Below are 23,311 nucleotides of genomic sequence, written 5' to 3' on the forward strand. Positions count from 1 at the left end.
GCAGTCTGACATAGGGAGAGAGAACACATGGCACTCGACGCAGCAGTGGGCACCGTGCCCTGGACCATCAAGGGGGAGCTGATCCTCAACTGCAACTGCACCGTCTTCTGCCCCTGCGTGGTATCGCTGGGCAAGCACCCGCCGACCGAGGGCCACTGCCAGGCCTGGGCCGGGGTGCGCATCGACGCGGGCGACTACGGCGGCGTGGATCTGTCCGGCCTGAACGTCGGCCTGTTCCTGGAGATCCCCGGCAACATGGGCCGAGGCAACTGGAAGGCGGCGGCCTATATCGACGAGCGCGCCTCCGAAGAAGCCTATGACGCGCTGGTCAATATCTTCTCCGGCGCCGCCCGCGGCACCACCGGCCTGTTCTCCATGCTGGTGGGCGAGTTCCTCGGCGCCGAACGCGCGCCCGTGGTGTTTGAGACCGAAGGCAAGGAGCGCCGCCTGATGGTCGGCAAGAAGATCCAGGGCGCGGTTGTGCCGGTCGAGGGCAAGGACGGCAAGGACATCGTCGTCACCAACACCGAATACTGGATGGGCCCCGACATCACCGTCGCCACTGCCACCAAGGGCCGGGTGCGCGCCTTTGGCCGGGTCTGGGACTTCGAAGGCCGCTCGGCCGAGATCTGCCAGATCGACTGGCACGGGCCCAAGTAAGCAGGCCTCTGCACACGGGTTCCTCCGGCGGCGGCCCCGCGCCGCCGCCGGGTATTGCACATGGTTCTGGGAGGATATGCCATGGCCCTGATTTCCCCTTCGCGCCGGCTGCGGCGCACCCCATTCTCCGAAGGCGTCGAAGCGGCCGGTGTGAAGGCCTATACCGTCTATAACCGGATGCTGCTGCCCACCGTCTTTGACAGCGTGGAAGCCGACTACCGGCACCTGAAACAGCATGTGCAGGTCTGGGACGTGGCCTGCGAGCGCCAAGTCGAGCTGCGCGGCCCCGATGCCGGCCGCCTGATGCAGATGCTGACGCCGCGCGACCTGCGCGGCATGACGGCGGGGCAGTGTTTCTACGTGCCCATCGTGGACGAGACCGGCGGCATGCTGAATGACCCCGTCGCGGTAAAGCTGAGCGAGGACCGCTGGTGGATCTCGATTGCCGACAGCGACCTGCTCTTGTGGGTGAAGGGCATCGCCCACGGCTGGCGGCTGGACGTGCTGGTGGACGAGCCCGACGTCTCGCCGCTTGCGGTGCAGGGCCCCAAGGCGGATGATCTGATGGCCCGCGTCTTTGGCGAGGCGGTGCGCAAGATCCGCTTCTTCCGCTTCGGCGTCTTCCAGTTCGAGGGCCGCGACATGGTGATCGCGCGCTCGGGCTACTCGAAACAGGGCGGCTATGAGATCTACGTCGAAGGCGGCGATCTCGGCATGCCCCTGTGGAACCGGCTGTTCGAGGCGGGCGCGGACCTCGATGTGCGGGCGGGCTGTCCCAACCTGATCGAACGGATCGAGGCGGGCCTGCTCAGCTACGGCAACGACATGACCGGCGACAACACGCCCCATGAATGCGGGCTCGGCAAGTTCTGCAACACCCACACGGCGATCGGCTGCATCGGCCGCGACGCCCTGCTGCGGGTCGCCAAGGAAGGCCCGGTGCAGCAGATCCGCCCGCTGGCGATTGACGGCGATCCGGTGCCGGGCTGCGACCGGCCCTGGCCTGCCTATGCAGACGGCAAGCGGGTGGGGCAGGTGACCTCCGCCGCCTGGTCGCCGGATTTCGGAACCAATGTCTCCATCGGGATGATCCGCATGACCCATTGGGATGCGGGCAGCAAACTCGAAGTAGAGACACCTGACGGCATGCGCACGGCCACCGTGCGCGACACATTCTGGATCTAAGGGAGAAAGCGCATGTTCAACGCATTGGTCGTGAACAAAGACGAAGACAGCGGCAAGACTTCGGCCGAGGTGACGCAGATCGGGCTCGGCGATCTGCCGGACGCGGAGGTCACCGTGGCGGTGGACTATTCCACCGTGAACTACAAGGACGGGCTCTGCATCGGCCCCGGCGGCGGGCTGGTGCGCAAGTACCCGCATGTGCCGGGCATCGACTTTGCAGGCACTGTGGAGGCCTCTTCCGATGACCGCTACAAGCCCGGCGACAAGGTCGTGCTCACCGGCTGGCGCGTGGGCGAGGCGCATTGGGGCGGCTATGCCCAGAAGGCGCGGGTGAAGGCCGATTGGCTGGTGCCGCTGCCCGAAGGCCTGGACACCCGGCAGGCAATGGCGGTGGGCACCGCGGGCCTGACCGCGATGCTCGCCGTGATCGCGCTGGAAGACCAGGGGATGGCCAAGGACCACGGCCCGGTGCTGGTCACGGGTGCGGCTGGCGGGGTCGGCTCGGTTGCGACCGCGATTCTTGCCAACCTCGGCTATGAGGTTGCCGCCGTCACCGGCCGCCCGGAGCAGGGGGATTACCTCAAGTCGCTCGGTGCTACCGAAATCGTCGCCCGCGACGAGCTGACCGAGATAACCCGCAAGCCGCTCGAAAGCGAGCGCTGGGCGGGCTGTGTCGACGCGGTGGGCGGCGCCATGCTGGGCCGGGTGCTGAAGCAGATGAAATACGGCACCTCCGTTGCGGCCATCGGCCTTGCGGGCGGTGCTGCCATCGACGGCGCGCTGGTCACCCCCTTCATTCTGCGCGGCGTGAACCTCCTTGGCATCGACTCGGTGATGCAGCCCTTCGCCAACCGCCAGCGCGCCTGGCAGCGCATCGCCAGCGACCTGCCGATGGACAAGCTCGAAGCGATGATCCAGCCCGCCACGCTGGCGGATCTGCCGGAGCTCGGCAAGGGCATCCTCAAGGGCCAGGTCAAGGGCCGCGTCGTGGTCGACGTGAACGCCTGAAATCCCGGACAGCGGGGCTGCCCCGCCACTTGGTGGACGCCACCGTCTGATGTGCTAGGTCTAGCGGTCCGGACGCGCGTCCGTGACCAATATGTGTCGGAAAACGCGCGGCAATCGCCGCGCGTTATTTGTTAAAAGGAGCCGATTGGAGTTACCTTAAGTCATCTCAACGCAGACGCCGGAGCCTGCAAGCCGGGCCGCGGCAGACTGGCCGGACGGGCCGGTGACGCAGCCGCCCTGCCGCCCGCACTGCATAACAAAGGGGAGGAGATCCGTGTTTTCAAAGATCATGGTGCCCGTCGACCTGGCTCATGCCAGCCGTCTGGACAAGGCGCTGAAGGCCGCGGCCGACATCGCGCACTGCAACAATCAGGCCAGCCTTGTGCTGACCGGCGTGACCTCGGCGCTGCCCGGGCCGCTGGCGCATAACCCGCAGGAATACAGCCAGAAGCTCGACACCTTCGCCAAGGAAGTGGCGGACCGCCACGGCCTCGCGGTCAGCGGCCACGCCTGCGTCAGCCACGACCCGACCGCCGATCTCGACGCCACCCTGCTGCAAGCGGCCAAGGACATCGGCGCCGATCTGATCGTGATGGCCAGCCACATTCCGGGCATCAGCGACTACCTGTTCCACGCCCACGGCGGCCGCATCGCCGCGCAGGCGGAGATATCGGTACTGGTGGTGCGCGGCAGCTGACGCGCCGGCTGCCCGCTTGACCCTGCACAAGACCAAGGAAAAAGGAGGCCGCAATGGCCGACGAAACCACAAACCAAGGCATCCCCGCCCCGGAGGGCGAATCGGATCTTATCGACACCGATTATGAGATTGGCCAGGACAACATCGAAACCAAGATCGGCCCGTTTGGGGTCGATATCCACAATCCCGTCTTCCTGATCTCGGGTCTGGCGATTGTCTGCTTCGTGTTCTATGCGCTGGCGCTGCCCGAACAGGCGGCCAGCGTCTTTGGCTGGCTGCGCCCGGCGGTGACCAGCAGCTTTGACTGGTTCTTCCTCGGCGCGGCCGACATCTTCGTGCTGTTCTGCCTGTTCCTGATCGTCTCGCCCTGGGGCGGCGTGCGTCTGGGCGGCGCCGAGGCGTCGCCGGATTACACCTACATGGGGTGGTTCGCGATGCTGTTTGCCGCGGGCATGGGCATCGGGCTGATGTTCTACGGCGTCAGCGAACCGCTCAGCCATTTCTCCACCGCGATGGGCGGCACCTCTGCCGCCGAGGGCGGCGGCGCACGCACCGACTGGGCGCCCCTGGGTGCGGCGGCCGGGGACCAGGCGGAATCGGTCCGCCTTGGCATGGCGGCGACCATCTTCCACTGGGGCCTGCACCCTTGGGCGATCTACGCCATCGTTGCCCTGGCGCTGGCGCTGTTCACTTACAACAAGGGCCTGCCGCTCACCATCCGCTCCGCCTTCTACCCGATCTTCGGCGAGCGCGTCTGGGGCTGGACCGGCCATGTGATCGACATCCTGGCGGTGTTTGCCACGCTGTTCGGCCTTGCGACCTCGCTTGGCTTTGGCGCGACCCAGGCCAACGCCGGCCTGTTCGAGCTGTTCGGCGTGCCCACCGGCGCCACCACCGAGGTGATCCTGATCTCCGTCATCACCGCCATTGCGCTGATCTCGGTGCTGCGGGGGCTGGATGGCGGCGTCAAGGTGCTGTCCGAGTTCAACATGGGGCTGGCCTTCCTGCTGATGATCTTCGTGCTGCTGGCCGGGCCGACGCTGCAGATCCTCTGGGGGTTCGTGACCAGCCTTGGCGCCTACCTCGAGTACCTGCCGGCACTCTCCAACCCGGTGGGCCGGGAAGACGTGAACTACAGCCAGGGCTGGACCGCCTTCTACTGGGCCTGGTGGATCAGCTGGTCGCCCTTCGTCGGCATGTTCATCGCCCGCGTCAGCCGCGGCCGCACGGTGCGCGAGTTCATCATCTGCGTGCTGCTGATCCCCAGCCTGGTCTGCGTCTTGTGGATGAGCATTTTTGGCGGCACCGCCATCCATCAGGTCATCGCCGACGGCTACACCGGCGCGCAGGACGCCGCCCTGGAGCTGCAGCTGTTCCGTATGCTGGGCGAGCTGCCGCTGGCCTCGATCACCTCCTTCATCGGCATCCTCCTGGTGATCGTGTTCTTCGTCACCTCCTCGGACTCCGGGTCGCTGGTGATCGACACCATCACCGCAGGCGGCAAGGTCGATGCGCCGGTGACGCAGCGGGTGTTCTGGTGCATCTTCGAAGGCGCCGTGGCCATCGTGCTGCTGCTGGGCGGCGGTCTGGCGGCGCTGCAGGCCATGGTGATCTCCACCGGGCTGCCCTTCACCATCGTGCTCCTGCTGATGTGCTGGGCCATCGTCAAGGGCCTGCGCACCGAAGCCCGCTGAGACCCGAACTCCAAGAACCTGAAAACGCCCCGGCCCGCCCGCCGGGGCGTTTTTCTTTGCAAGTGTCCGCGGGCCGAATATCCCCCCCCCGCGCGGGACGAGGCCGGCCCGGCGGGGCAGGGCGCTTGACCGCCCCTGCCTTCCTCCCCTACACATTCCCTGTCCTGACCGGCCCTCCGGTCGCGGGCTGCCTGCGCTCCCTCCGTCCAACACGGGACCGCGGCTCGGCTGGAAGACCTGCCATGTTCCGGGGATTACCCAGTGCATGTGCGGGCAGATCCCCACCCGTGGCGCGCAAAAAGAGGAGACAGACGCGATGACCACCCTTGATCTGGATTTCGTCCGGGCCCAGTTCCCGGCTTTTTCGGAACCCTCCCTGCAGGGCCAGGCCTTTTTCGAGAATGCCGGCGGCTCCTATACCTGCCGCCAGGTGATCGGGCGGCTCACCCGCTTCTACACCCAGCGCAAGGTGCAGCCCTATGCGCCTTACGAGGCCTCCCGCCTGGCCGGGGCCGAGATGGACGAGGCCCGCAGCCGCCTCGCCGCGCTGATGGGGGTTGAGACGGATGAGCTGAGCTTCGGCCCCTCCACCACCCAGAACACCTATGTGCTGGCCCAGGCCTTCCGCCAGCACCTGCAGTTCGGCGACGCCATTATCGTCACCAACCAGGACCACGAGGCCAACAGCGGCCCCTGGCGCCGCCTGGCCGATTCGGGGATCGAGATCCGTGAATGGCAGATCGACCCGCAGACCGGGCACCTTGACCCCGCCAGGCTGGAAGCACTGCTGGATGACAAGGTGCGGCTGGTCTGCTTCCCGCATTGCTCCAACGTGGTGGGGGAGATCAACCCGGTCGCCGAGATCACCGCCATCGCCCATGCCGCGGGCGCCTATACTTGCGTCGATGGCGTGTCTTATGCGCCGCACGGGCTCCCCGATGTGGGCGCGCTTGGCGCCGATGTCTACATGTTCTCCGCCTACAAGACCTACGGGCCGCATCAGGGCGTCATGGTGATCCGCCGCGCACTGGGCGAGGCGCTGCCGAACCAGGGGCATTTCTTCAACGGCGATGCGCTCTGCAAGCGCTTTACCCCGGCTGGTCCCGATCATGCCCAGGTGGCGGCCTCGGCGGGCATGGCCGACTATTTCGAAGCGCTGGCAACCCATCACGGCTGCACTGGGACCGGTGCCGCAGCACGCGGCGCCTTCGTGCATGACTTGATGCGCCGGCAGGAGGTCTCCCTGCTGCAGCCGCTGCTGGACGCCGTGAAGGGCCGCCGCGGCCTGCGCCTGCTGGGCCCGGATGACGCCGCCCGCCGCGCCCCCACCGTGGCGCTGGCGCTGGACCGCCCGGCAGAGCCGGTGGCAGCAGCACTCGCGGAACACGGCATCATGGCGGGCGGCGGCGATTTCTACGCGGTGCGCGCGCTTCAGGCGATGGGCATTGACCCGGCGCAGGGCGTGCTGCGTATCAGTTTCACCCATTACACCGCGCCCCGCGAGGTGGCGCAGCTGACCGAGGCGCTGGACCGGGTCCTCTAGCGCCGCAACAGGAAGGAGCCCGTTTGATGAGCAGCCCAGCCCCGAATATCTGGTGGATCCGCCGCGACCTGCGTCTCTCCGATAACCCGGCGCTGACCGCGGCCGCCAGGGGCGGCGCGCCGGTGATCCCGGTCTATATCCTCGACGCGCAGGAGGAGGGGCTGGGCGCCGCGCCGAAGTTCCGCCTCGGGTTGGGGCTCGGCCATCTTGCCAGGACACTGGAGAAGGCGGGCTCCCGCCTGATCCTGCGCCGCGGGCCCGCGCTGGAGGAACTGCAGAAGCTGGTGACGGAGACCGGGGCCGAAGCCGTGCACTGGGAACGGCTCTACGACCCGGAAGCGATCGCGCGCGACAAGAAGGTCAAGGAAGCGCTGAAAGACGTTGGTCTCGGCGCCTGCTCCCACGGCGGCCGCCTGCTGTTCGAACCCTGGACGGTGGAGACCAAGGCGGGCGGCATGTACAAGGTCTATACGCCTTTCTGGAAGGAGGTGCGCAGCCGCGAGATTGCTGATCTGCTGCCCGAACCGCGTCTGAATGCGCCCGAAGACTGGCCCGGCAGTGACGATCTGGACGATTGGAACATGGGCGCCGCCATGCGCCGCGGCGCCAGTGTGGTGGCTGCGCATTGCTGCCTCGGCGAGCAGGCGGCGCGCGGCCGGCTGCAGGCGTTCGTTGACGACCGGCTTGCCGGCTACAAAAAGCACCGCGACCTGCCGGGCCTTGAAGCCACGTCCAACCTGTCCGAAAACCTCGCCTGGGGCGAGATAAGCCCGCACCGCATGTGGCATGCAGGCCGGGAGGCGATGCAGAGCGGCAGCCAGGGCGCGGAGACTTTCCTGAAGGAAATCGTCTGGCGCGAGTTCGCCTATCACCTGATGTACCACTCCCCCCATATCCTCAGCCATAGCTGGCGCGAGGAATGGCAGGCTTTCCCCTGGCGTGAACAGGAGGACAGCAACGTCAGCGCCTGGAAGCAGGGGCAGACCGGTTATGATTTCGTCGACGCCGCCATGCGTGAGCTTTATACCACCGGCCGGATGCACAACCGGGCCCGGATGATCGTGGCAAGTTTCCTCACCAAGCACCTGATGACCCATTGGAAAATCGGTTTGCAGTGGTTCGGGGACTGCCTGGTGGACTGGGACCCGGCCTGCAACGCGATGGGCTGGCAATGGGTGGCAGGCTCCGGTCCCGACGCCAGCCCCTTCTTCCGCATCTTCAACCCCGAAGGCCAGCTGGAGAAGTTCGACCCCAAAGCCGCCTACGTGCGCCGCTGGATCGCCGAAGGCCAGGAGGAGCCGCCGGAAACCGCGCGCGATTTCTTCGCTGCCGCCCCGCGCAGCTGGAATCTTTCCCCGAAGATGAAGCGCGCGCGCCCCATCGTCGGCCTTTCGGAGGGGCGCGAGCGGGCGCTGGAGGCTTACCGCGGTAACAGAAACGCAAGCTGACAAACAGTTTTCTTGCCAGACCCCCGCCTGCGTCCTAGCATTTTTACCAGAGGTTGCAGGAGATACGGGATGATTTTGACCGATACCCAGGGCCAGAAGGACCTGCCGCGCTACTTCCCGCAGGTTTTTGCCAAGGTGCGGCAGATGCAAGGCGGCCAGCTCGACATCCACCTGCCCGACGGGCGCATCTTCCGCGCCCGCGGCGACGGGCCCGGCCCGGTGGCGGATCTGCACATTCACCACCCCGACTGCTTCGCCCGGCTGATCCGCGAAGGCGACCTCGGTTTTTCCGACGCCTATCTGGAGGGCTGGTGGAGCAGCACCGACCTGCAGGCCTTCATGGATCTCGTCCATATAGAGGCCGAGACCGCCTATGACGATTTCCGCGGCCAGGCGTTCCTGCGCGCCTACGAGCGCTTCCGCTTCTGGCTGCACCGCAACCACCGCAGCCAGGCGAAGAAGAACATCTCTTATCACTATGATTTGGGGAATGAATTCTACAGCCTCTGGCTCGACAACACGATGACCTATTCCAGTGCCCTGTTCAAAGACGGCCAGGACAGCCTGGAATCCGCTCAGCGCGCCAAATATGCGTCGCTTGTCGATCAGATGGGCGTGAAGCCGGGCGATCACGTGCTGGAGATCGGCTGCGGCTGGGGCGGCTTTGCCGAATATGCCGCCAAGGAGCGGGGGCTGCGCGTCACCGGCCTCACCATCAGCCAGGAACAGTTGAGATACGCCCGTCAGCGCATTGAAGCAGCAGGACTTTCCGGGCAAGTTGAACTGCGGATGCAGGACTACCGCGACTGCAAGGGCACCTTCGACGGCATCGCCTCGATCGAGATGTTCGAGGCGGTGGGCGAGAAATACTGGCCCGCCTATTTCGGCACCATCCGCGACCGGCTCAAGCCCGGTGGCACCGCGACGCTGCAGATCATCACCGTTGCCGACAAGCGCTGGGAGGTCTACCGCAGGGGCGTCGATTTCATCCAGAAGCACATCTTCCCCGGCGGCATGCTGCCGTCGCCGAAGGTGCTGCGCGAGCAGGTCGAAAAGGCAGGCCTCGGCGTTGTGCGCTCGATCGAGTTCGGCGACAGCTACGAGCAGACCCTGCGGCGCTGGCACGACACTTTCAACGGCCATTGGGAGCAGATCGCCGGCATGGGCTTTGACGAACGCTTCCGCAAGATGTGGAACTTCTACCTCACCTCTTGCGCTGCCGCCTTCAAATCGGGAAATTGCGACGTGACTCAGATCACCATCGCGCGCCGCTGAGCCGGGGACCCGGACCGGGAGCTTGGCCGGCAGCGCGCCCGCAAGGAGCCCAAATGATGCCGAACGGAGCCCGAGCCATTGCCGCGCTGTCGCTTGCGCTGCTGGCCTTCGCCGTCTCCTTCCTGGTGATGCCCTTGATGCCGGAAGGCACCGATTTCGGCTATTTCGTGCATGTGAACGTGGCCCTCGGCCTCCTCTGCGGCTGGGTGGTGATGGGCAAGCGCGCGGGCCGCGGGCTGGTGCCCGCAATCAACAACGGGCTCACCGGCATGGCGGTGATGGTGCTCTGGGCACTGTTCATCCAGGGCGCCTGGGAGATGTTCCGCCTCGCCATGCGGCACCGCTACGACGGCCCGTTCGAGGCGCTGTCGCAGATCTTCGTGATTGCGCTCGACTATTTCTTCGTCATTGCTGTGCCGGCCGTGCTGGTGACCCTGGTCATCGGCGGGGTGATGGCAGGGCTTGCGGCCGAAAACGCCTCCCGCCGCTGGCGCTAGGTGTAATACCCTTAAAACAATAGGTTATATCCCGTGGCTGATCTCTTTCTCTATGGCACCCTGCGCCATCTTCCCCTGCTTGAACTGGTGCTGGGCCGGGAGGGCGAGGCGCTCAACGCGCAAGCTGCCCGGCTGCCGGGCTTTGGCGTCTTCCAGGTCAAGGGCCAGCCCTTCCCCTCGATCGAGGAGCGCGCAGGGATGCAGGCCGAGGGTATTCTGGTGCGCGGCCTCTCCGAGGACGATCTCGATGCGCTCAACTTCTACGAGGGCGGCTTCGATTACGCGCTGAAACCGGTCTCCGTCCTCTGCGCCGAAGGGCAGGAGGCGCGGGCCGAGGTCTATTTCCCCGAGCCGGGGCTGTGGGAGACCGCCGCGCCCTGGGACCTCGCCGCCTGGGTGCGCGACTGGGGCGCGCTGTCGTTGCGCGCAGCGGAGGAGGTGATGGCCTACCGCGGCCGGATGAGCGCGGCCGAGGTGGCGGAAGTCTTCCCCTCGGTGCGCCGCCGCGCCGCGGCCTGGCTGGCGGCCCGGGCGCGGCCCGCGGACCCCGCGCATGATCTCTCACAGGACGTGATCGTGCACGCGCACCGCCGCGCCTACATGAACTTCTTCGCGATGGAGGAGATGGACCTCCAGTTCCGCCGCTTCGACGGCAGCATGAGCCCGGTGATTTCCCGCAGCGCCGCAATGGTGGGCCACGCAGCGGTGGTGCTGCCGTACGACCCTGCGCGCGACGAGGTGCTGCTGGTCGAACAGTTCCGCGCGCCGCCCTTCTTCATGGGCGAGGCCAGTCCCTGGATGTGGGAGCCTGTGGCGGGTTTGATCGACCCGGGCGAGAGTCCGGAACAGGCTGCCATCCGCGAGGCGCAGGAGGAGGCAGGCGTCAGCATCAAGGCGTTGGAGCCGGTGACCCGCGCCTATCCTTCCAGCGGCGCCATGGCCGAGGTGATCCACATCTTCGTCGGCCTTGCCGATCTCGACGACATCCAGGGCGGCGGCGGTGTCGCGGGGGAGGGCGAGGATCTGCGCAGCCAGCGGCTGAGCTTTGACGAGCTGATGCTGGGCATCGACACCCGGATCTACCAGGACCTGCCGCTGATCACCGCCGCACTGTGGCTGGCACGCCACCGTGAAAGGCTGCGCGCCGCGGCCCCGTGACCCGCTTCGCGCCTTGTGAACTGCCAAACCCTTGGCTACATCTTCGAATGAATGATCGAAAGGGATACCATGCGCATTGCACGCGATCTGGCTGACGCGATCGGCCACACGCCTCTTATCCGCCTCAACCGGGTCAGCGAGGAAACTGGCTGCGAGATCCTCGGCAAGGCGGAGTTCATGAACCCCGGCCAGTCGGTCAAGGACCGCGCTGCACTCTACATCATCAAGGATGCGGTCGCCCGCGGCGAGCTGAAGCCCGGCGGCACCATCGTCGAGGGCACCGCCGGCAACACCGGTATCGGCCTTGCGCTGGTTGGCGCCTCGATGGGCTTCAAGACGGTGATCGTGATCCCCGAAACCCAGTCCGAAGAAAAAAAGGACATGCTGCGGCTTGCGGGCGCGCAGCTGGTGCAGGTGCCGGCCGCGCCCTACAAGAACCCCAACAACTACGTGCGCTACTCCCAGCGCCTGGCCGAAAAGCTCGCCAAGACCGAGCCGAACGGCGCGATCTGGGCCAACCAGTTCGACAATGTCGCCAACCGCCAGGCCCATGCAGAAACCACCGGCCCCGAAATCTGGGAACAGACCGGCGGCAAGGTCGACGGCTTTGTCTGCGCCGTGGGCTCCGGCGGCACGCTTGCGGGCGTGGCGGAGGCGCTGCAGCCCAAGGGCGTGAAGATCGGCCTCGCCGACCCGCTGGGCGCGGCGCTCTACTCCTATTATACCGAGGGTGAGCTGAAATCCGAAGGCACCTCGATCACCGAGGGCATCGGCCAGGGCCGGATCACCAAGAACCTCGAAGGTTTCACCCCCGATTTCAGCTACCAGGTGCCGGATTCCGAGGCGCTTCCTTACGTCTTCGACCTCCTGCACGAGGAAGGCCTGGTGCTGGGCGGCTCCTCCGGCATCAATATCGCCGGTGCCGTGCGCCTGGCCAAGGATCTGGGCAAGGGCAAGACCATCGTCACCGTGCTTTGCGACTATGGCACCCGCTACCAGTCCAAGCTGTTCAACCCCGAGTTCCTGCGCGAAAAGAACCTGCCGGTGCCGGATTGGATGACCCACACACCGGCGTCGATTCCCGGCGTTTTCGAGGACGTATGACACCTATATCTGCCGCTCTCCGGAGCCTGATTTTGGGGCTGGCCGTGATGGCCAGCCTCGTTTTGCCCGCATTTGCCCAACTCAATTCTGAAGACCGCGCCTATTTCGAGCGCTGGATCCGCACTGCCGAACGCGCCGAGGAGGTGATCGACGCCCGCCGCGCCTCCAGCGCCGCGATGGAGCAGCTGCGCACCGAACTCACCGATTTCCGCCAGACCTTCCTGGACGCGCGCGGCGAGAACGCCGACCGCATCCAGACCGTGCAGGGCCAGCTCGACGCGCTTGGCCCGGCGCCGGGTGAGGGCGAGAGCGAGCCCGAGGACATCGCCGCCCTGCGCGCGGCGTTGAACACCCAGCTCGACCACCTGAAAGTGCCGCGCATGGTCTCGCAGGTGGCCTACAACCGCGCCGACGGGCTGATCGGCGAGATCGACAAGATCATCCGCGAGCGCCGCACCGACAGGCTCCTGGAACGCGGGCCGTCGCCCCTCAACCCGGAAAACTGGGGCCCCGCCCTGCGCACGCTGGCCCGCGCCAGCCAGGGCCTGTTGAACGAGACCCTGGCCCAGGCCACCAGCGACACCACGCGCGAGCGCACGCGCAAGAACCTGCCGGCCATCCTCTTCCTGCTGGTGCTCGCGGCGCTGCTGATCTTCCGCGGCCGCCCCTGGGCGCATTCCGCGGGCGACTACCTGCGCCAGTTCGGCAGCAGCGGCCGCGGTGTCTGGGGCTTCATCGTCTCGCTGCTGCAGGTCGGCTTGCCGCTTCTGGGCATCATCTTTGCCGTCGGCGCGGTCAACCTTGCGGGCCTCACCGGCGCGCGCGGCTCTTTCCTGTTGGATTTCGTTCCGGGCTGGGCCTTCCTGATCCTCTCCTTCCACTGGCTGGGCAACCAGCTTTTCACCAGCAAGATCGAAAACGACCTGATCCCGGTGCAGGAGGGGCGGCGCAACATTACCCAGCTGATGGTCGACGTGCTGGCCGTGGTGCTGGTGCTGCAGGATGCGCTCTCCAAGATGGCCGAGCTGGAAAACGTCGCCGAGCCGGCCCACGCCGTGCTCAGCTTCCCGCTGATCCTCGCCGCCGCGCTGGTGCTCCTGCGGCTGCACCGGATCGGCGCCCGGCGGCGCAAGCAGCAGACTGAAGACGAAGACAACGGCGACGACGGCGCCATCGCCGCGGGCGCCGGTCATGTGTTCACGCTGGTGCGGCGCGCGATCTACTTCCTGGGTTTCATCTCGCCGGTTCTGGCTGCGTTTGGCTATGTGAACGCGGCCGAGGCGCTGATCTACCCCGCCGCCCTCACGCTCGCGCTGCTGGCGGCCCTGCTGGTGCTGCACCGCTTCTTCGGCGATGTCTACGGCTGGCTGTCGGGCAAGGGGCAGGCGGGCCGGGATTCGCTGTTCTCGGTGCTCATCGGCTTTGTGCTGGCGCTTCTAGCGCTGCCGCCGCTGGCGCTGATCTGGGGCGCGCGGGTGGCTGACCTCACCGAGCTGTGGTCGCAGTTCCTCGAAGGCTTCCAGTTCGGCGAAACCCGGATCTCGCCCACCGCCTTCCTCACCTTCGCGGTGGTCTTTGCCGTCGGTTACGCGCTGACCCGGGTGCTGCAAGGCAGCCTGCGCAGCTCGCTCCTGCCCAAGACCAAGATCGACCCCGGCGGGCAAAACGCGATTGCCTCGGGGCTCGGTTATGTCGGCATCTTCCTCGCCGCTGTGGTGGCCATCTCCATGGCCGGTCTCGACCTCTCCTCGCTCGCCATCGTCGCCGGCGCGCTCTCGGTCGGCATCGGTTTCGGCCTGCAGACCATCGTGTCGAACTTCGTCTCCGGCATCATCCTGCTGATCGAACGGCCGATCTCCAAGGGCGACTGGATCGAGGTCGGCGGGCTGATGGGCTACGTGCGCGACATCTCGGTGCGCTCGACGAGGATCGAGACCTTCGACCGCACCGACGTGATCGTGCCGAACTCCGACCTGATCTCCGGCACCGTCACCAACTACACCCGCGGCAACACCGTGGGCCGGGTGATCGTGCCGGTGGGCGTCGCTTATGGCACCGACCCCCGTGAGGTGGAGGCGATCCTGGGCGAGGTCGCCAAGGCGCATCCGATGGTGCTGATGAACCCGGCGCCCACGGTGGTGTTCCAGGGCTTCGGGGCGGATTCGCTCAACTTCGAGATCCGCGCCATCCTGCGCGACGTGAACTGGGTGCTGTCGGTGAAATCCGACATGAACTACGAAATCGCCAAGCGGCTGGATGAGGCCGGGATCGAGATCCCCTTCGCGCAGCGCGACATCTGGCTGCGCAATCCAGAGGCGCTGCAGCAGCCGCCGCAGGACAAGCGCTCCTTCGGCGGCGGCACCCCCGCGGAACCGGAACGCAGCGCCGGACCCGGCCCGTCGGCCGCGCCGCCGCCCAAGCCGGACGTGAGCGACCTGCAAAACGACAGCACGGAAGGAGACGCCGATGGCGAAAAGTGACCCCCTCTACCTCAGCGGCACCTACGACCGCACCGGCGAAACCACAGTGGCCGAAGTCACCGAACAGGGCGGGGTGGTGCTGGAGGAGACCCTCTTCTACCCCACCGGCGGCGGCCAGCCCGGCGACAGCGGGCGGCTGGAGTGGGACGGCGGCAGCTGCACCATTGCCACCACCGTGAAGGACAAGGACGGCCGCGCGGTGCTGTTCCCCGCCGAAGGCGAGACCCCGCCGCCCGAAGGCGCCGAGGTCTGCCAGATCCTCGACTGGGAGCGCCGTTACGGCCACATGCGCGTGCACACCGCGCTGCATCTTCTGTCGGTGGTGCTGCCCTTCGGTGTCACCGGCGGCTCGATCACCGAGGCCAAGGGCCGGCTCGACTTCGACATGGACACTGCGCCTGCCGACAAAGAAGGGCTGCAGGCGCGCCTCCAGGCTCTGATCGACCGCAACCTGGACGTCACCCAGGAGTGGATCACCGAAGACGAGCTCGACGAGAACCCGGCGCTGGTGAAGACCATGTCCGCCGCCCCGCCGCGCGGCGCCGGCCGGGTCCGCCTGGTGCGGATCGGCACCGGGGACGAGCAGGTGGACCTGCAGCCCTGCGGCGGCACCCACGTCAAAAAGACCGGCGAAATCGGCCGCATCCGGATCGGCAAGGTCGAGAAGAAGGGTCAGCACAACCGCCGTGTCTATCTCCATCTGGAGGACTGAGAAAACTTTGCGGGGGAGGCGCATTTTTTGCCGTTCCGGCTCTTGCAATTCCCCCGCCGATCCGTCAAAAGCCCCCTCAACGGAGAGGTGGCCGAGTGGTCGAAGGCGCACGCCTGGAAAGTGTGTAGGCGGGAAACCGTCTCCAGGGTTCGAATCCCTGTCTCTCCGCCACTTGCCCTACAGAAACGTTTCTCCCGATCCGGCTGCGGCCGGATTTTTCTTTTATATTCAAGGGTTATGCGTGAGGGGCTGTTCACCGGCCTATGTGCCGGGAGGGCCCAAAGCGTTCTCTCCAGGCCGATATTCTCCGGACCTGTTGACTGCGCTCAATTGGTACAGTTCTACAAGGTTCTGAAAATGCTACTCTTTTTAGGTCGCTAGAACTGTACCTTTGCCGCGGACGATCGGCATGCGGGCGCGACTCGGATCGAAGGCCATAGCTGGTATGCAGCGGTTCGCGACCATCGATCATGAAAACGCCTAAATTTTTCCGCCAACACCCTTGAACTTTTCAACGAACGCAGAGATGCGTTGGAACACATCTCTTTTTTTGGTCAGGTATTGTGGATTGAGCGGGCTCATTTTTGGGAGGATCGAGTTCAACTCTGTGCCGTTTTCGCTCGCATATTCGCGCTTGATCGACGTCGCGATGTAGCGCTTGGCGGCATCCGAGTTCAATTCTTCATCGGTTATCAGTTCTTCCGCTTCCCGGCGTTGTTCGGCTTGTGCGAAGGCAAAAAATGCCTCAATCACCCCGGCCTTGTCCCCCAGTTCGTCAAGATTTGTCTGATTGATGAAATCGACGATGAGGCTTTCTTTCGCGCGGTTGCCAATACTGGCGCGAATGACACGGCGAACTTCGCTAACGAGCTCTGACTTGCTCTTCGTTTTTTTGTTGTGCTCGAAGATTAGCTCAAGGATGTAATCCAGATTGATTTCCTGGGACTTCAAGAGGTCGACCTCAAAGACGACATCATCCCAGTCGATCGTTGACTCAACCTGCTCGGCGCTCGCCTTTTCACGACGAAGCCAATCCCGGATGTCATTGTAGGTCGAACGGTAGTCCTGGACCTTTCGGTCAGCAGGCATCTCGATGCTCTTGAGCTCGTCAACGTCATCATCACTCAAATGATGCCGCTCCTTGAACGCTCTCACCGTTTCGGCGTCACTCTCGTCGATCTCCTGAAGCTCTCTTAGGCTGGAGAACTCATCATAATTCTGAAGGATATTCTCAACACGGAGATACTCGCCGAACAGCTTCGCAAAGGCCTTCTTGTCCGCTTCCTTTTCGATGGCGGTGGGGTCCGGGAAACGCTCTTCCAGCTCACGGACGACATCGATAAAGCCTCGCCGTGCCTCGCCTGTCGTCTGGTCCGTAAAACCTTCCATGTATTCTGAGTAGCTCTTCTCCAGAACGACGTTCTTGGTATTGGCGTTGCCAAAGAGTGTGATCGCCTTGACGGTCGCCTCTTCCAGGTCACGGAAGGTAACGATGTTGCCGAAGGACTTGGTCGCATCATAAATACGGTTGGTGCGGGAGTAGGCTTGTATAAGGCCATGAAAACGCAGATTCTTGTCCACGAACAGCGTGTTCAGGGTTGGCGCGTCAAAGCCGGTCAGGAACATGCCAACCACAATGAGCAGGTCGACTTCCTTGGACTTCACCCGTTTCGCCAGATCTCGGTAATAATTCTGGAAGCCTTTGCTATCGACGCTGAAATTCGTTCGGAAACAGGCGTTGTAGTCCGCGATGGCGGCGTTCAGGAATTCCTTGGCGCTGCTGTTCAGCGCCGAAACCTCAAAACTCTCGTCAGGAATGTCGCCAATCGCATCCTGTTCTTCGTTGGCTGCGAATGAAAAGATGGTCGCGATCTTCAACGGCTTGTCGCTACCGTCCTGCAGCGCATTCAGCTTTTCATAATAGAGCTTGGCTGCATCAACGCTGCTCACCGCGAACATGGCGTTGAAGCCCTTTTTGTCTCCATAGAGACGATGCGTCTTGCGGCGGAAGTTATCGAGAATGTACTGGGAAATCTCTGCGATTCGTTCGGGGTGCTGAAGAGCTTGCCGGTTTTCGGCGGCGGTCAGTTTCTTTTCGTCCTGTTCGGTTTCGATCGCTTTGAACTGCGGGCGCACATCGTTGTAATCGACCTTGAACTTCAGCACCTTCTCGTCGCGGATCGCGTCGGTGATCACATAGGAATGAAGTTCGCTCCCGAATACGCTGGCCGTCGTCTCCGCGCCCGAAGCATTTTCCGGAAAGATCGGCGTGCCGGTGAAGCCGAACTGGCAGAATTGTTTGAACTTACGCTTGAGGTTCTTCTGTGCCTCACCAAACTGGCTGCGATGGCACTCGTCGAAAATGAAGACGACGCGCTGGGTATAGACCGGCAGGTCGCCCTCGCTCTTCATCAGATTGTTGAGTTTCTGGATCGTGGTGACGATGATCTTGTTGTCGTCTTTGGAGAGGTTCCGCTTCAATCCGGCGGTGCTGTCTGATCCATTGACGCTATCGGGCGAGAAGCGCTGATACTCTTTCATCGTCTGGTAATCGAGGTCTTTGCGGTCCACCACGAAGAATACCTTGTCGATGAAATCAAGCTCGGTGGCGAGGCGGGCCGCCTTGAAGCTGGTCAGTGTCTTGCCTGAGCCCGTCGTGTGCCAGATGAAACCACCGCTTTCCGGCTTGCCAAGCGTCTTGGCCTCGAAGGAACTTCTGATCTTCCGCAGAATGCGTTCTGTTGCAGCGATCTGATATGGTCGCATCACAAGCAGCGTGTCGCTAACATCAAAGACGGAAAAATCGAGCAACACCTTCATGAGGGTGCGCTTCTCGAAGAAGGTCGCGGTGAAGTCCTTGAGGTCCCTTATCAGGCTGTTATCCGCCTGCGCCCAATTCATCGTGAAGTCGAAGCTGTGCTTGTCGCGCTTGGTCGTGTTGGCGAAGTAGCGCGTATCCGTGCCGTTCGAGATCACGAAGATCTGCAGGTACTTGAAGAGCGAACTGCCCGAGTTGAAGCTCTCCTTGCTGTAACGGTGGATCTGGTTGAACGCTTCCCGAATGGCGACCCCGCGCTTTTTCAACTCGACCTGCACCAGCGGCAGCCCGTTCACCAGAATGGTCACATCGTAGCGGTTCGCATGAGTGCCCGCTTGCTCGAACTGCTTGATGACCTGAACCTTGTTGCGGCAGACATTGGCCTTATCGACCAGATAGATGTTCTGGATACGGCCATCATCGAAGACGAAGTCAAAAATGTAGTCGTCGTGGATCTTGCGGGTCTTGTCAGTGGCGCTGTCGCTGGGGCGATCCAGATAGGTCTCAACGAACCGCGCCCATTCCTTCTCAGTAAACTGAACATTATTGAGCGCTTGCAGCTGTGTACGCACATTCGCCAGCATGGCGCTCGTTGATTTCAGATCGTCAAGAAACTCATAGCCCTGATTGCGCAGGTCCTGAACAAGCTCGCGCTCCAAGTCGGCCTCAGACTGATAGCTGTCAGCCGCCTCCCAGGCGCGCACGTATTTATCGAGAACGATAAAGCGATTGGTCTCGGCGATCGGGGTCGTCTGCTCAGGCATTCGGGGCGTCCTCCTGCCAATAGCTGTAATTGTTGCGCAGATGATCCAGCAGGAGCTTCACCGTCTGCTTTTCCTGCGGCGAGGGCTCGGCGATGGTCTCACTGGAGAGCGTGCTATGGCTCGTAAACTGAATGATGCGGTTCATGTAAAGTTGTTGGTCGCCCGGCAGCAGCTCTGACCATCGCGGATAGCCCAGAAAGTTCGATGTCTTTTCATAGAGATTTCGCAGCAGGGTGAAGTGATAGCGCTCGATCTTGTCTGCCGCGATTGCCTCCTCCAGCGTCTGCTTGAGGTAAAGGTGATAAGAAAAGCTCTGGTTTGAATCGCCGTTCTTCTCTGTCAGCTCAAACGTTCCATCCTCAAGCCGTTTCAGCATGTAGGAGGTCTTTTTTTTCAGCTCATTGAACAGCACGTTGAAGAAAAGTGGGCTGTGTGTCGTGATGATGAATTTCAGGCCGTTCACCGCATCGCTTCTCTTGATCAGGTCCGCGACGTCGACGGCGAGCTGAATGAGGTGGTTCTCATCAAGCGAACTGACCGGGTCATCAATGAAGACATATTCGAGGTCATTAAACTGATCCGTCTCGCGCTCATCGACTTCAGCTACGTTACGGGTGCTGATGACCTGATCTAGCAGGCAATAAAAAACACTCCAGATGAAGTTGCTTTCTTCGCCCTTCGATATTTTGAGACGCTCTGGGTCGGTCTCCGGATCTTGCCCCAGTGTGAAGATCACTTCGGAAAATGCCGGGATGGTAATCTCTTTGTCGTCCTTGTCTTTGGTTTTGTATTCCTCATTGAAGCGGGGCGTAAGATTCGGCTGGGTGTAACGCTGAAACACGGTGATCACATTGAGGTCGAGCCCGAGATCTTCGAAGGCGGATCTGGTGAACGCATTCGGCTGGATACAGAGCTTCCGCTCGGTATCGCCGGTCAGATCATTGTCCCAGTAGAAGAGGTCTTCGGTGAAGGCGTTATAGTAGAGCACCTTGGGGCGATAATCGTCGTCCCGTTCCTCGGTCTTCGGGTCGATCAGCTCTCTGAATGCGCGGGACAGCCGCGTCTTGCCGGAGGCGTTGAACGCATAGATCAGCTGCACCTTCTTATCGGCGTCCCGCAGCGTTTCAGCGATTTCGGTCAGCGTCTGTCCCATTTACGCCGCCTCTGCATCAGGCTTGGGAAAGCTCAGCAGCTGATCGCGGTAATAAGCATATTGCTTTTCACGCAGCTCAATCTCGCGGGGCAGGCCTTCGCTGATCGAAGTCGTCAGCGTGTCGAACTTGTCGAGGATTGCGACAATGCGCTTCTGTTCCTCGAGAGACTTAGTGGGGTCGTCGGGGTAAGGAACCGGCAGCCGCACATTTTTGACCCCATCAATCAAGAGCCTTTTTATCTTGCCGCTCGAAACGTATTTCGCTTTCTGATCATGAAAGGTATCTGTTTGCATCGCATATGCGATGAACTTCGGGTTCATGTTGTGGCGGAAAGCATAGCTATCATCGTGGATCGCGACTTTTTCTTCTCCCAGCCACGCAACCGCTTTGCCGACGTCTTCGATTGTTTCGCTGACGCCCGCGATGACAACATCATTCGGCTCAGCATACCGCAACGAAGCCGCCATATCGCTTCTGACTTTCGAAAGTGTTTTGTGCGCGAAGACACCATAGTGCGTGTAGATTTCGCCATAGTGGATCGCACCGATGCCTTCATCCACATAATCGGCTTTCGTAAAGCGTTTTCCACGGATGAACTCACCAATCTCGTCCAAGGGTTTCCATTCGACATCCCCACCTTCAAAGCTGAGAAGCCGCTCGCGGTAGTGGTTGTATTGCTTTTTGCGCTGGGTAAGCTCGGCGGTAAGCTCGGCGGTAAGCTCGGCGGTAAGCTGGGTGAAGCTGTCGAGTATCCGGACAATTTCCGCCTGTATCGCCAGCGACTTCTCCGGATCATCTGGGCAGGGGATGGGGATTTCGATCTTGGCCAAGTCTTTAGCAGAAACGTCGATGACCTTTGCGCCTCTCGCCAACTTCCGCTTTTCGACGAAAAAAGTCGGCGTTTGAGTGAAATAGACAAAATACTTTCCGAAGAGATGCCAAGAAGGTTTTATAATCGTCGCATGACCACCTGTAACGGCTGGCTCCTTGCCAAGATAGAGAACTGGTGTTCCAACGTCTTCGAGATTTTCGCTTGTATTGGTGATCACGATGTCGCCGGGATTCACTTTTTTCAGCGCGTCAGCGGTTTTTTCCGAGACGAACGAAATCGTTGAGTGGGTTTCAAGGCCGTAGTACGTGTATATCTGACCGTAATGAATGGCTGGAACGCCTGATTCAACGAAGTCAGACTTCGGTAGTCCATTCCCCCTGACCAACTCAGCGAGCTCCCCCAAAGGCACCCACGCCACCTCGGCCCCACCGAGCAGCTTCTCCAGAAAGCCCGCCGCGCTCATGCGTTGATCTCCGTGATGATGGCGTCAATATCCGTGCGCAGCCGGTCGATCCGCTGAACCGTGGTTCTGATCTGATCATTCAGCTCGCCAATATTGACGATCTCGCGCGTGTCCTTCGGTTCCACATAGGAGCTGACCGAGAGATTATAGCCGCGCTCCACGATGGTTTCATACGGCACCGACGCGGCGACGTGGTCGACGTCTTCCTTGCTGTCAAAGATCTTCATCAGCTCAGCGATATGATCATTCGTCATTAGATTGATGTTGGTGGCCTTCTTGAAGAAGTCTTCGCCGGTCGCGTCGATGAACTGGATGGTCGTGTCGGTTTTGTTCTTGGCCAGCACCAGGATCGTCACCGCAATGGTCGTGCCGTAGAAGAGGTTGGAGGCGAGCGCGATCACTGTCTCAACATAATTGTTATCGACCAGATACTGCCTGATCTTCTTCTCCGCACCGTCGCGATAGAAAATGCCTGGAAAGCACACGATCGCCGCGCGGCCCTTGGCCGACAAGTAACTCAGCGCGTGCAGCACAAAGGCGAAATCGGCCTTTGATTTGGGTGCCAGCACACCCGCAGGCGCGAAGCGGTCATCATTGATCAGGGTCGGATCATCCGAGCCGATCCACTTCACCGAATAGGGCGGGTTGGAGACGATAGCGTCGAACGGCTTGTCGTCCTGAAAGTGGGGTTGGGTGAGCGTATCGCCGCGCTGGATGTTGAACTTATCGTAATTGATATTGTGAAGGAACATGTTCATGCGGGCGAGGTTGTAGGTTGTATGATTGATCTCTTGGCCGAAGAAACCTTCTTCGATGATGTGCGCGTCAAAGTGCTTCTTGGCTTGCAGCAGCAGGGAGCCAGAGCCGCAGGCGGGGTCGTAAATCTTGTTGACCTTTTCCTGCCCATGCATGGCGAGCTGGGCGATAAGCTTCGAGACATGTTGCGGGGTGAAAAACTCCCCGCCGGATTTGCCCGCATTGGCGGCGTAGTTCGAGATCAGGAATTCATAGGCGTCGCCGAAAAGATCAATCTGACTATTGTTGAAGTCTCCGAAATCCAATTCCGCAACACGTTTCAGCACTTTCGCCAAGCGGCTGTTCTTCTCCGTCACCGTATTGCCAAGGCGCGTGCTGGTCGTGTCGAAGTCCGCGAAGAGACCTCTGATGTCCTGCTCGGAGGGGTAGCCGTTGGCGGAGGACTCGATCGCCGCGAAGATCTGCGCCAGACCGGTGTTCAGGCTGTCATTCGTGTTGGCGTCCTTGGCGACATTGGCAAAGAGCTGGCTGGGATAGATAAAATAGCCCTTGGTTTTGATCGCGTCATCCTTGATGTCATCGGTGACGACATCGTCGGGAAGACCAGCGTAGTTGATGCTCTCGTCATCCGCCTCGATATATGCAGCGAAATTCTCGCTGATAAAGCGGTAAAAGAGCGTGCCGAGGACATATTGCTTGAAGTCCCAGCCATCGACCGAGCCGCGCACATCGTTCGCGATGTCCCAGATTTTCCGTTGTAGCGCCGCGCGTTGTTCCTGGCCGGTCATCTCTTTTTGTCCTTCTTCGGACTGGCTTCACGCTCGATCCAGTCCTCAATATCCACGCGCCGAAACCGCCAGGTGCCGCCAACCTTGAAGCCGGGCAGCTTGCTGTCGGCCGCAAGGCGGTAAGCGGTTTTCTTGTTGATCCTGAGATAGTCGGCGACTTCATCAATGGTCATGATGTCAGCTGCCATGTGAAGCACTTTCCCAAAATCATCTCTTTTGAGATTTCTATGGAAATTTGCGGATTCCTACAAGGCGGGAATTCCAAGCAATTTCAG

At 62.2% G+C, this 23,311-nt stretch carries 18 protein-coding genes and 1 tRNA gene; 14 read left to right on the forward strand and 5 right to left on the reverse strand.

The window, feature by feature from the left end; all coding sequences use genetic code 11:
- The first annotated feature begins 27 nt into the window (after window positions 1-27).
- The 14 genes from ACOHX0_RS16330 to ACOHX0_RS16395 all read left to right on the forward strand — a co-directional run bounded on the left by ACOHX0_RS16330 (window position 28) and on the right by ACOHX0_RS16395 (window position 15,632).
- The gene (locus ACOHX0_RS16330; protein ID WP_420678190.1) at window positions 28-660 is read left to right on the forward strand and encodes a DUF1326 domain-containing protein; all 633 of its coding nucleotides are present in this window, start codon (window positions 28-30) and stop codon (window positions 658-660) included.
- Between the two features lie 81 nt (window positions 661-741).
- The gene (locus ACOHX0_RS16335; RefSeq protein ID WP_420678192.1) at window positions 742-1,845 is read left to right on the forward strand and encodes a dimethylsulfoniopropionate demethylase; all 1,104 of its coding nucleotides are present in this window, start codon (window positions 742-744) and stop codon (window positions 1,843-1,845) included.
- Between the two features lie 12 nt (window positions 1,846-1,857).
- Window positions 1,858-2,853 (forward strand): acryloyl-CoA reductase, encoded by a 996-nt coding sequence (acuI, locus tag ACOHX0_RS16340; RefSeq protein WP_420678193.1) that lies wholly within the window; start codon window positions 1,858-1,860, stop codon window positions 2,851-2,853.
- Window positions 2,854-3,127: 274 nt separating this feature from the next.
- Window positions 3,128-3,550, forward strand: a complete 423-nt coding sequence (locus ACOHX0_RS16345) for a universal stress protein (RefSeq protein WP_420678195.1) — start codon at window positions 3,128-3,130, stop codon at window positions 3,548-3,550.
- Window positions 3,551-3,603: 53 nt separating this feature from the next.
- Window positions 3,604-5,244 carry a BCCT family transporter gene (locus ACOHX0_RS16350; protein ID WP_420678197.1) on the forward strand — a complete coding sequence of 547 codons (1,641 nt, stop codon included), beginning with the start codon at window positions 3,604-3,606 and terminating at the stop codon, window positions 5,242-5,244.
- 316 nt (window positions 5,245-5,560) lie between these two features.
- Window positions 5,561-6,787: an aminotransferase class V-fold PLP-dependent enzyme gene (locus tag ACOHX0_RS16355; RefSeq protein WP_420678198.1), complete on the forward strand. Its 1,227-nt coding sequence runs from the start codon at window positions 5,561-5,563 to the stop codon at window positions 6,785-6,787.
- A gap of 26 nt (window positions 6,788-6,813) precedes the next feature.
- The gene (locus ACOHX0_RS16360; protein ID WP_420678199.1) at window positions 6,814-8,235 is read left to right on the forward strand and encodes a cryptochrome/photolyase family protein; all 1,422 of its coding nucleotides are present in this window, start codon (window positions 6,814-6,816) and stop codon (window positions 8,233-8,235) included.
- 69 nt (window positions 8,236-8,304) lie between these two features.
- Window positions 8,305-9,510, forward strand: a complete 1,206-nt coding sequence (locus tag ACOHX0_RS16365) for a class I SAM-dependent methyltransferase (protein WP_420678200.1) — start codon at window positions 8,305-8,307, stop codon at window positions 9,508-9,510.
- 56 nt (window positions 9,511-9,566) lie between these two features.
- Entirely contained in the window at window positions 9,567-10,007 is a 441-nt protein-coding gene (locus ACOHX0_RS16370) for a TrgA family protein (RefSeq protein WP_420678201.1), read from the forward strand.
- A 33-nt stretch (window positions 10,008-10,040) separates the two neighbouring features.
- Entirely contained in the window at window positions 10,041-11,165 is a 1,125-nt protein-coding gene (locus ACOHX0_RS16375) for an NUDIX domain-containing protein (RefSeq protein ID WP_420678203.1), read from the forward strand.
- A gap of 69 nt (window positions 11,166-11,234) precedes the next feature.
- Window positions 11,235-12,269, forward strand: coding sequence for a cysteine synthase A (locus ACOHX0_RS16380; protein ID WP_420678205.1), 1,035 nt, complete (start codon window positions 11,235-11,237; stop codon window positions 12,267-12,269).
- Between the two features lie 47 nt (window positions 12,270-12,316).
- The gene (locus tag ACOHX0_RS16385) at window positions 12,317-14,749 is read left to right on the forward strand and encodes a DUF3772 domain-containing protein (RefSeq protein ID WP_420678207.1); all 2,433 of its coding nucleotides are present in this window, start codon (window positions 12,317-12,319) and stop codon (window positions 14,747-14,749) included.
- On the forward strand, window positions 14,736-15,461 hold the full coding sequence (locus ACOHX0_RS16390; RefSeq protein ID WP_420678209.1) for an alanyl-tRNA editing protein: 726 nt from the start codon (window positions 14,736-14,738) through the stop codon (window positions 15,459-15,461). The genes ACOHX0_RS16385 and ACOHX0_RS16390 overlap by 14 nt, the downstream gene beginning before the upstream one ends.
- 81 nt (window positions 15,462-15,542) lie before the next feature.
- Window positions 15,543-15,632, forward strand: a tRNA-Ser gene (locus ACOHX0_RS16395).
- A gap of 309 nt (window positions 15,633-15,941) precedes the next feature.
- Here the strand turns inward: ACOHX0_RS16395 and ACOHX0_RS16400 are convergent.
- From ACOHX0_RS16400 to ACOHX0_RS16420, 5 genes are read right to left on the reverse strand one after another with little or no spacing between them, the layout of a single operon-like run.
- The gene (locus ACOHX0_RS16400; RefSeq protein ID WP_420678211.1) at window positions 15,942-19,043 is read right to left on the reverse strand and encodes a type I restriction endonuclease subunit R; all 3,102 of its coding nucleotides are present in this window, start codon (window positions 19,041-19,043) and stop codon (window positions 15,942-15,944) included.
- Window positions 19,036-20,196: a hypothetical protein gene (locus ACOHX0_RS16405; RefSeq protein ID WP_420678213.1), complete on the reverse strand. Its 1,161-nt coding sequence runs from the start codon at window positions 20,194-20,196 to the stop codon at window positions 19,036-19,038. The genes ACOHX0_RS16400 and ACOHX0_RS16405 overlap by 8 nt, the downstream gene beginning before the upstream one ends.
- Window positions 20,197-21,492: a restriction endonuclease subunit S gene (locus ACOHX0_RS16410; RefSeq protein ID WP_420678215.1), complete on the reverse strand. Its 1,296-nt coding sequence runs from the start codon at window positions 21,490-21,492 to the stop codon at window positions 20,197-20,199.
- Entirely contained in the window at window positions 21,489-23,036 is a 1,548-nt protein-coding gene (locus tag ACOHX0_RS16415; RefSeq protein WP_420678217.1) for a type I restriction-modification system subunit M, read from the reverse strand. The genes ACOHX0_RS16410 and ACOHX0_RS16415 overlap by 4 nt, the downstream gene beginning before the upstream one ends.
- Complete coding sequence (locus ACOHX0_RS16420; RefSeq protein WP_062561268.1) at window positions 23,033-23,224, reverse strand: helix-turn-helix domain-containing protein; 192 nt, start codon at window positions 23,222-23,224, stop codon at window positions 23,033-23,035. The genes ACOHX0_RS16415 and ACOHX0_RS16420 overlap by 4 nt, the downstream gene beginning before the upstream one ends.
- Window positions 23,225-23,311 lie beyond the last annotated feature (87 nt).

Origin of the sequence: Cribrihabitans pelagius, assembly GCF_048820915.1 — a bacterium.
Taxonomy (GTDB): Bacteria; Pseudomonadota; Alphaproteobacteria; order Rhodobacterales; family Rhodobacteraceae; genus Cribrihabitans_A; species Cribrihabitans_A pelagius.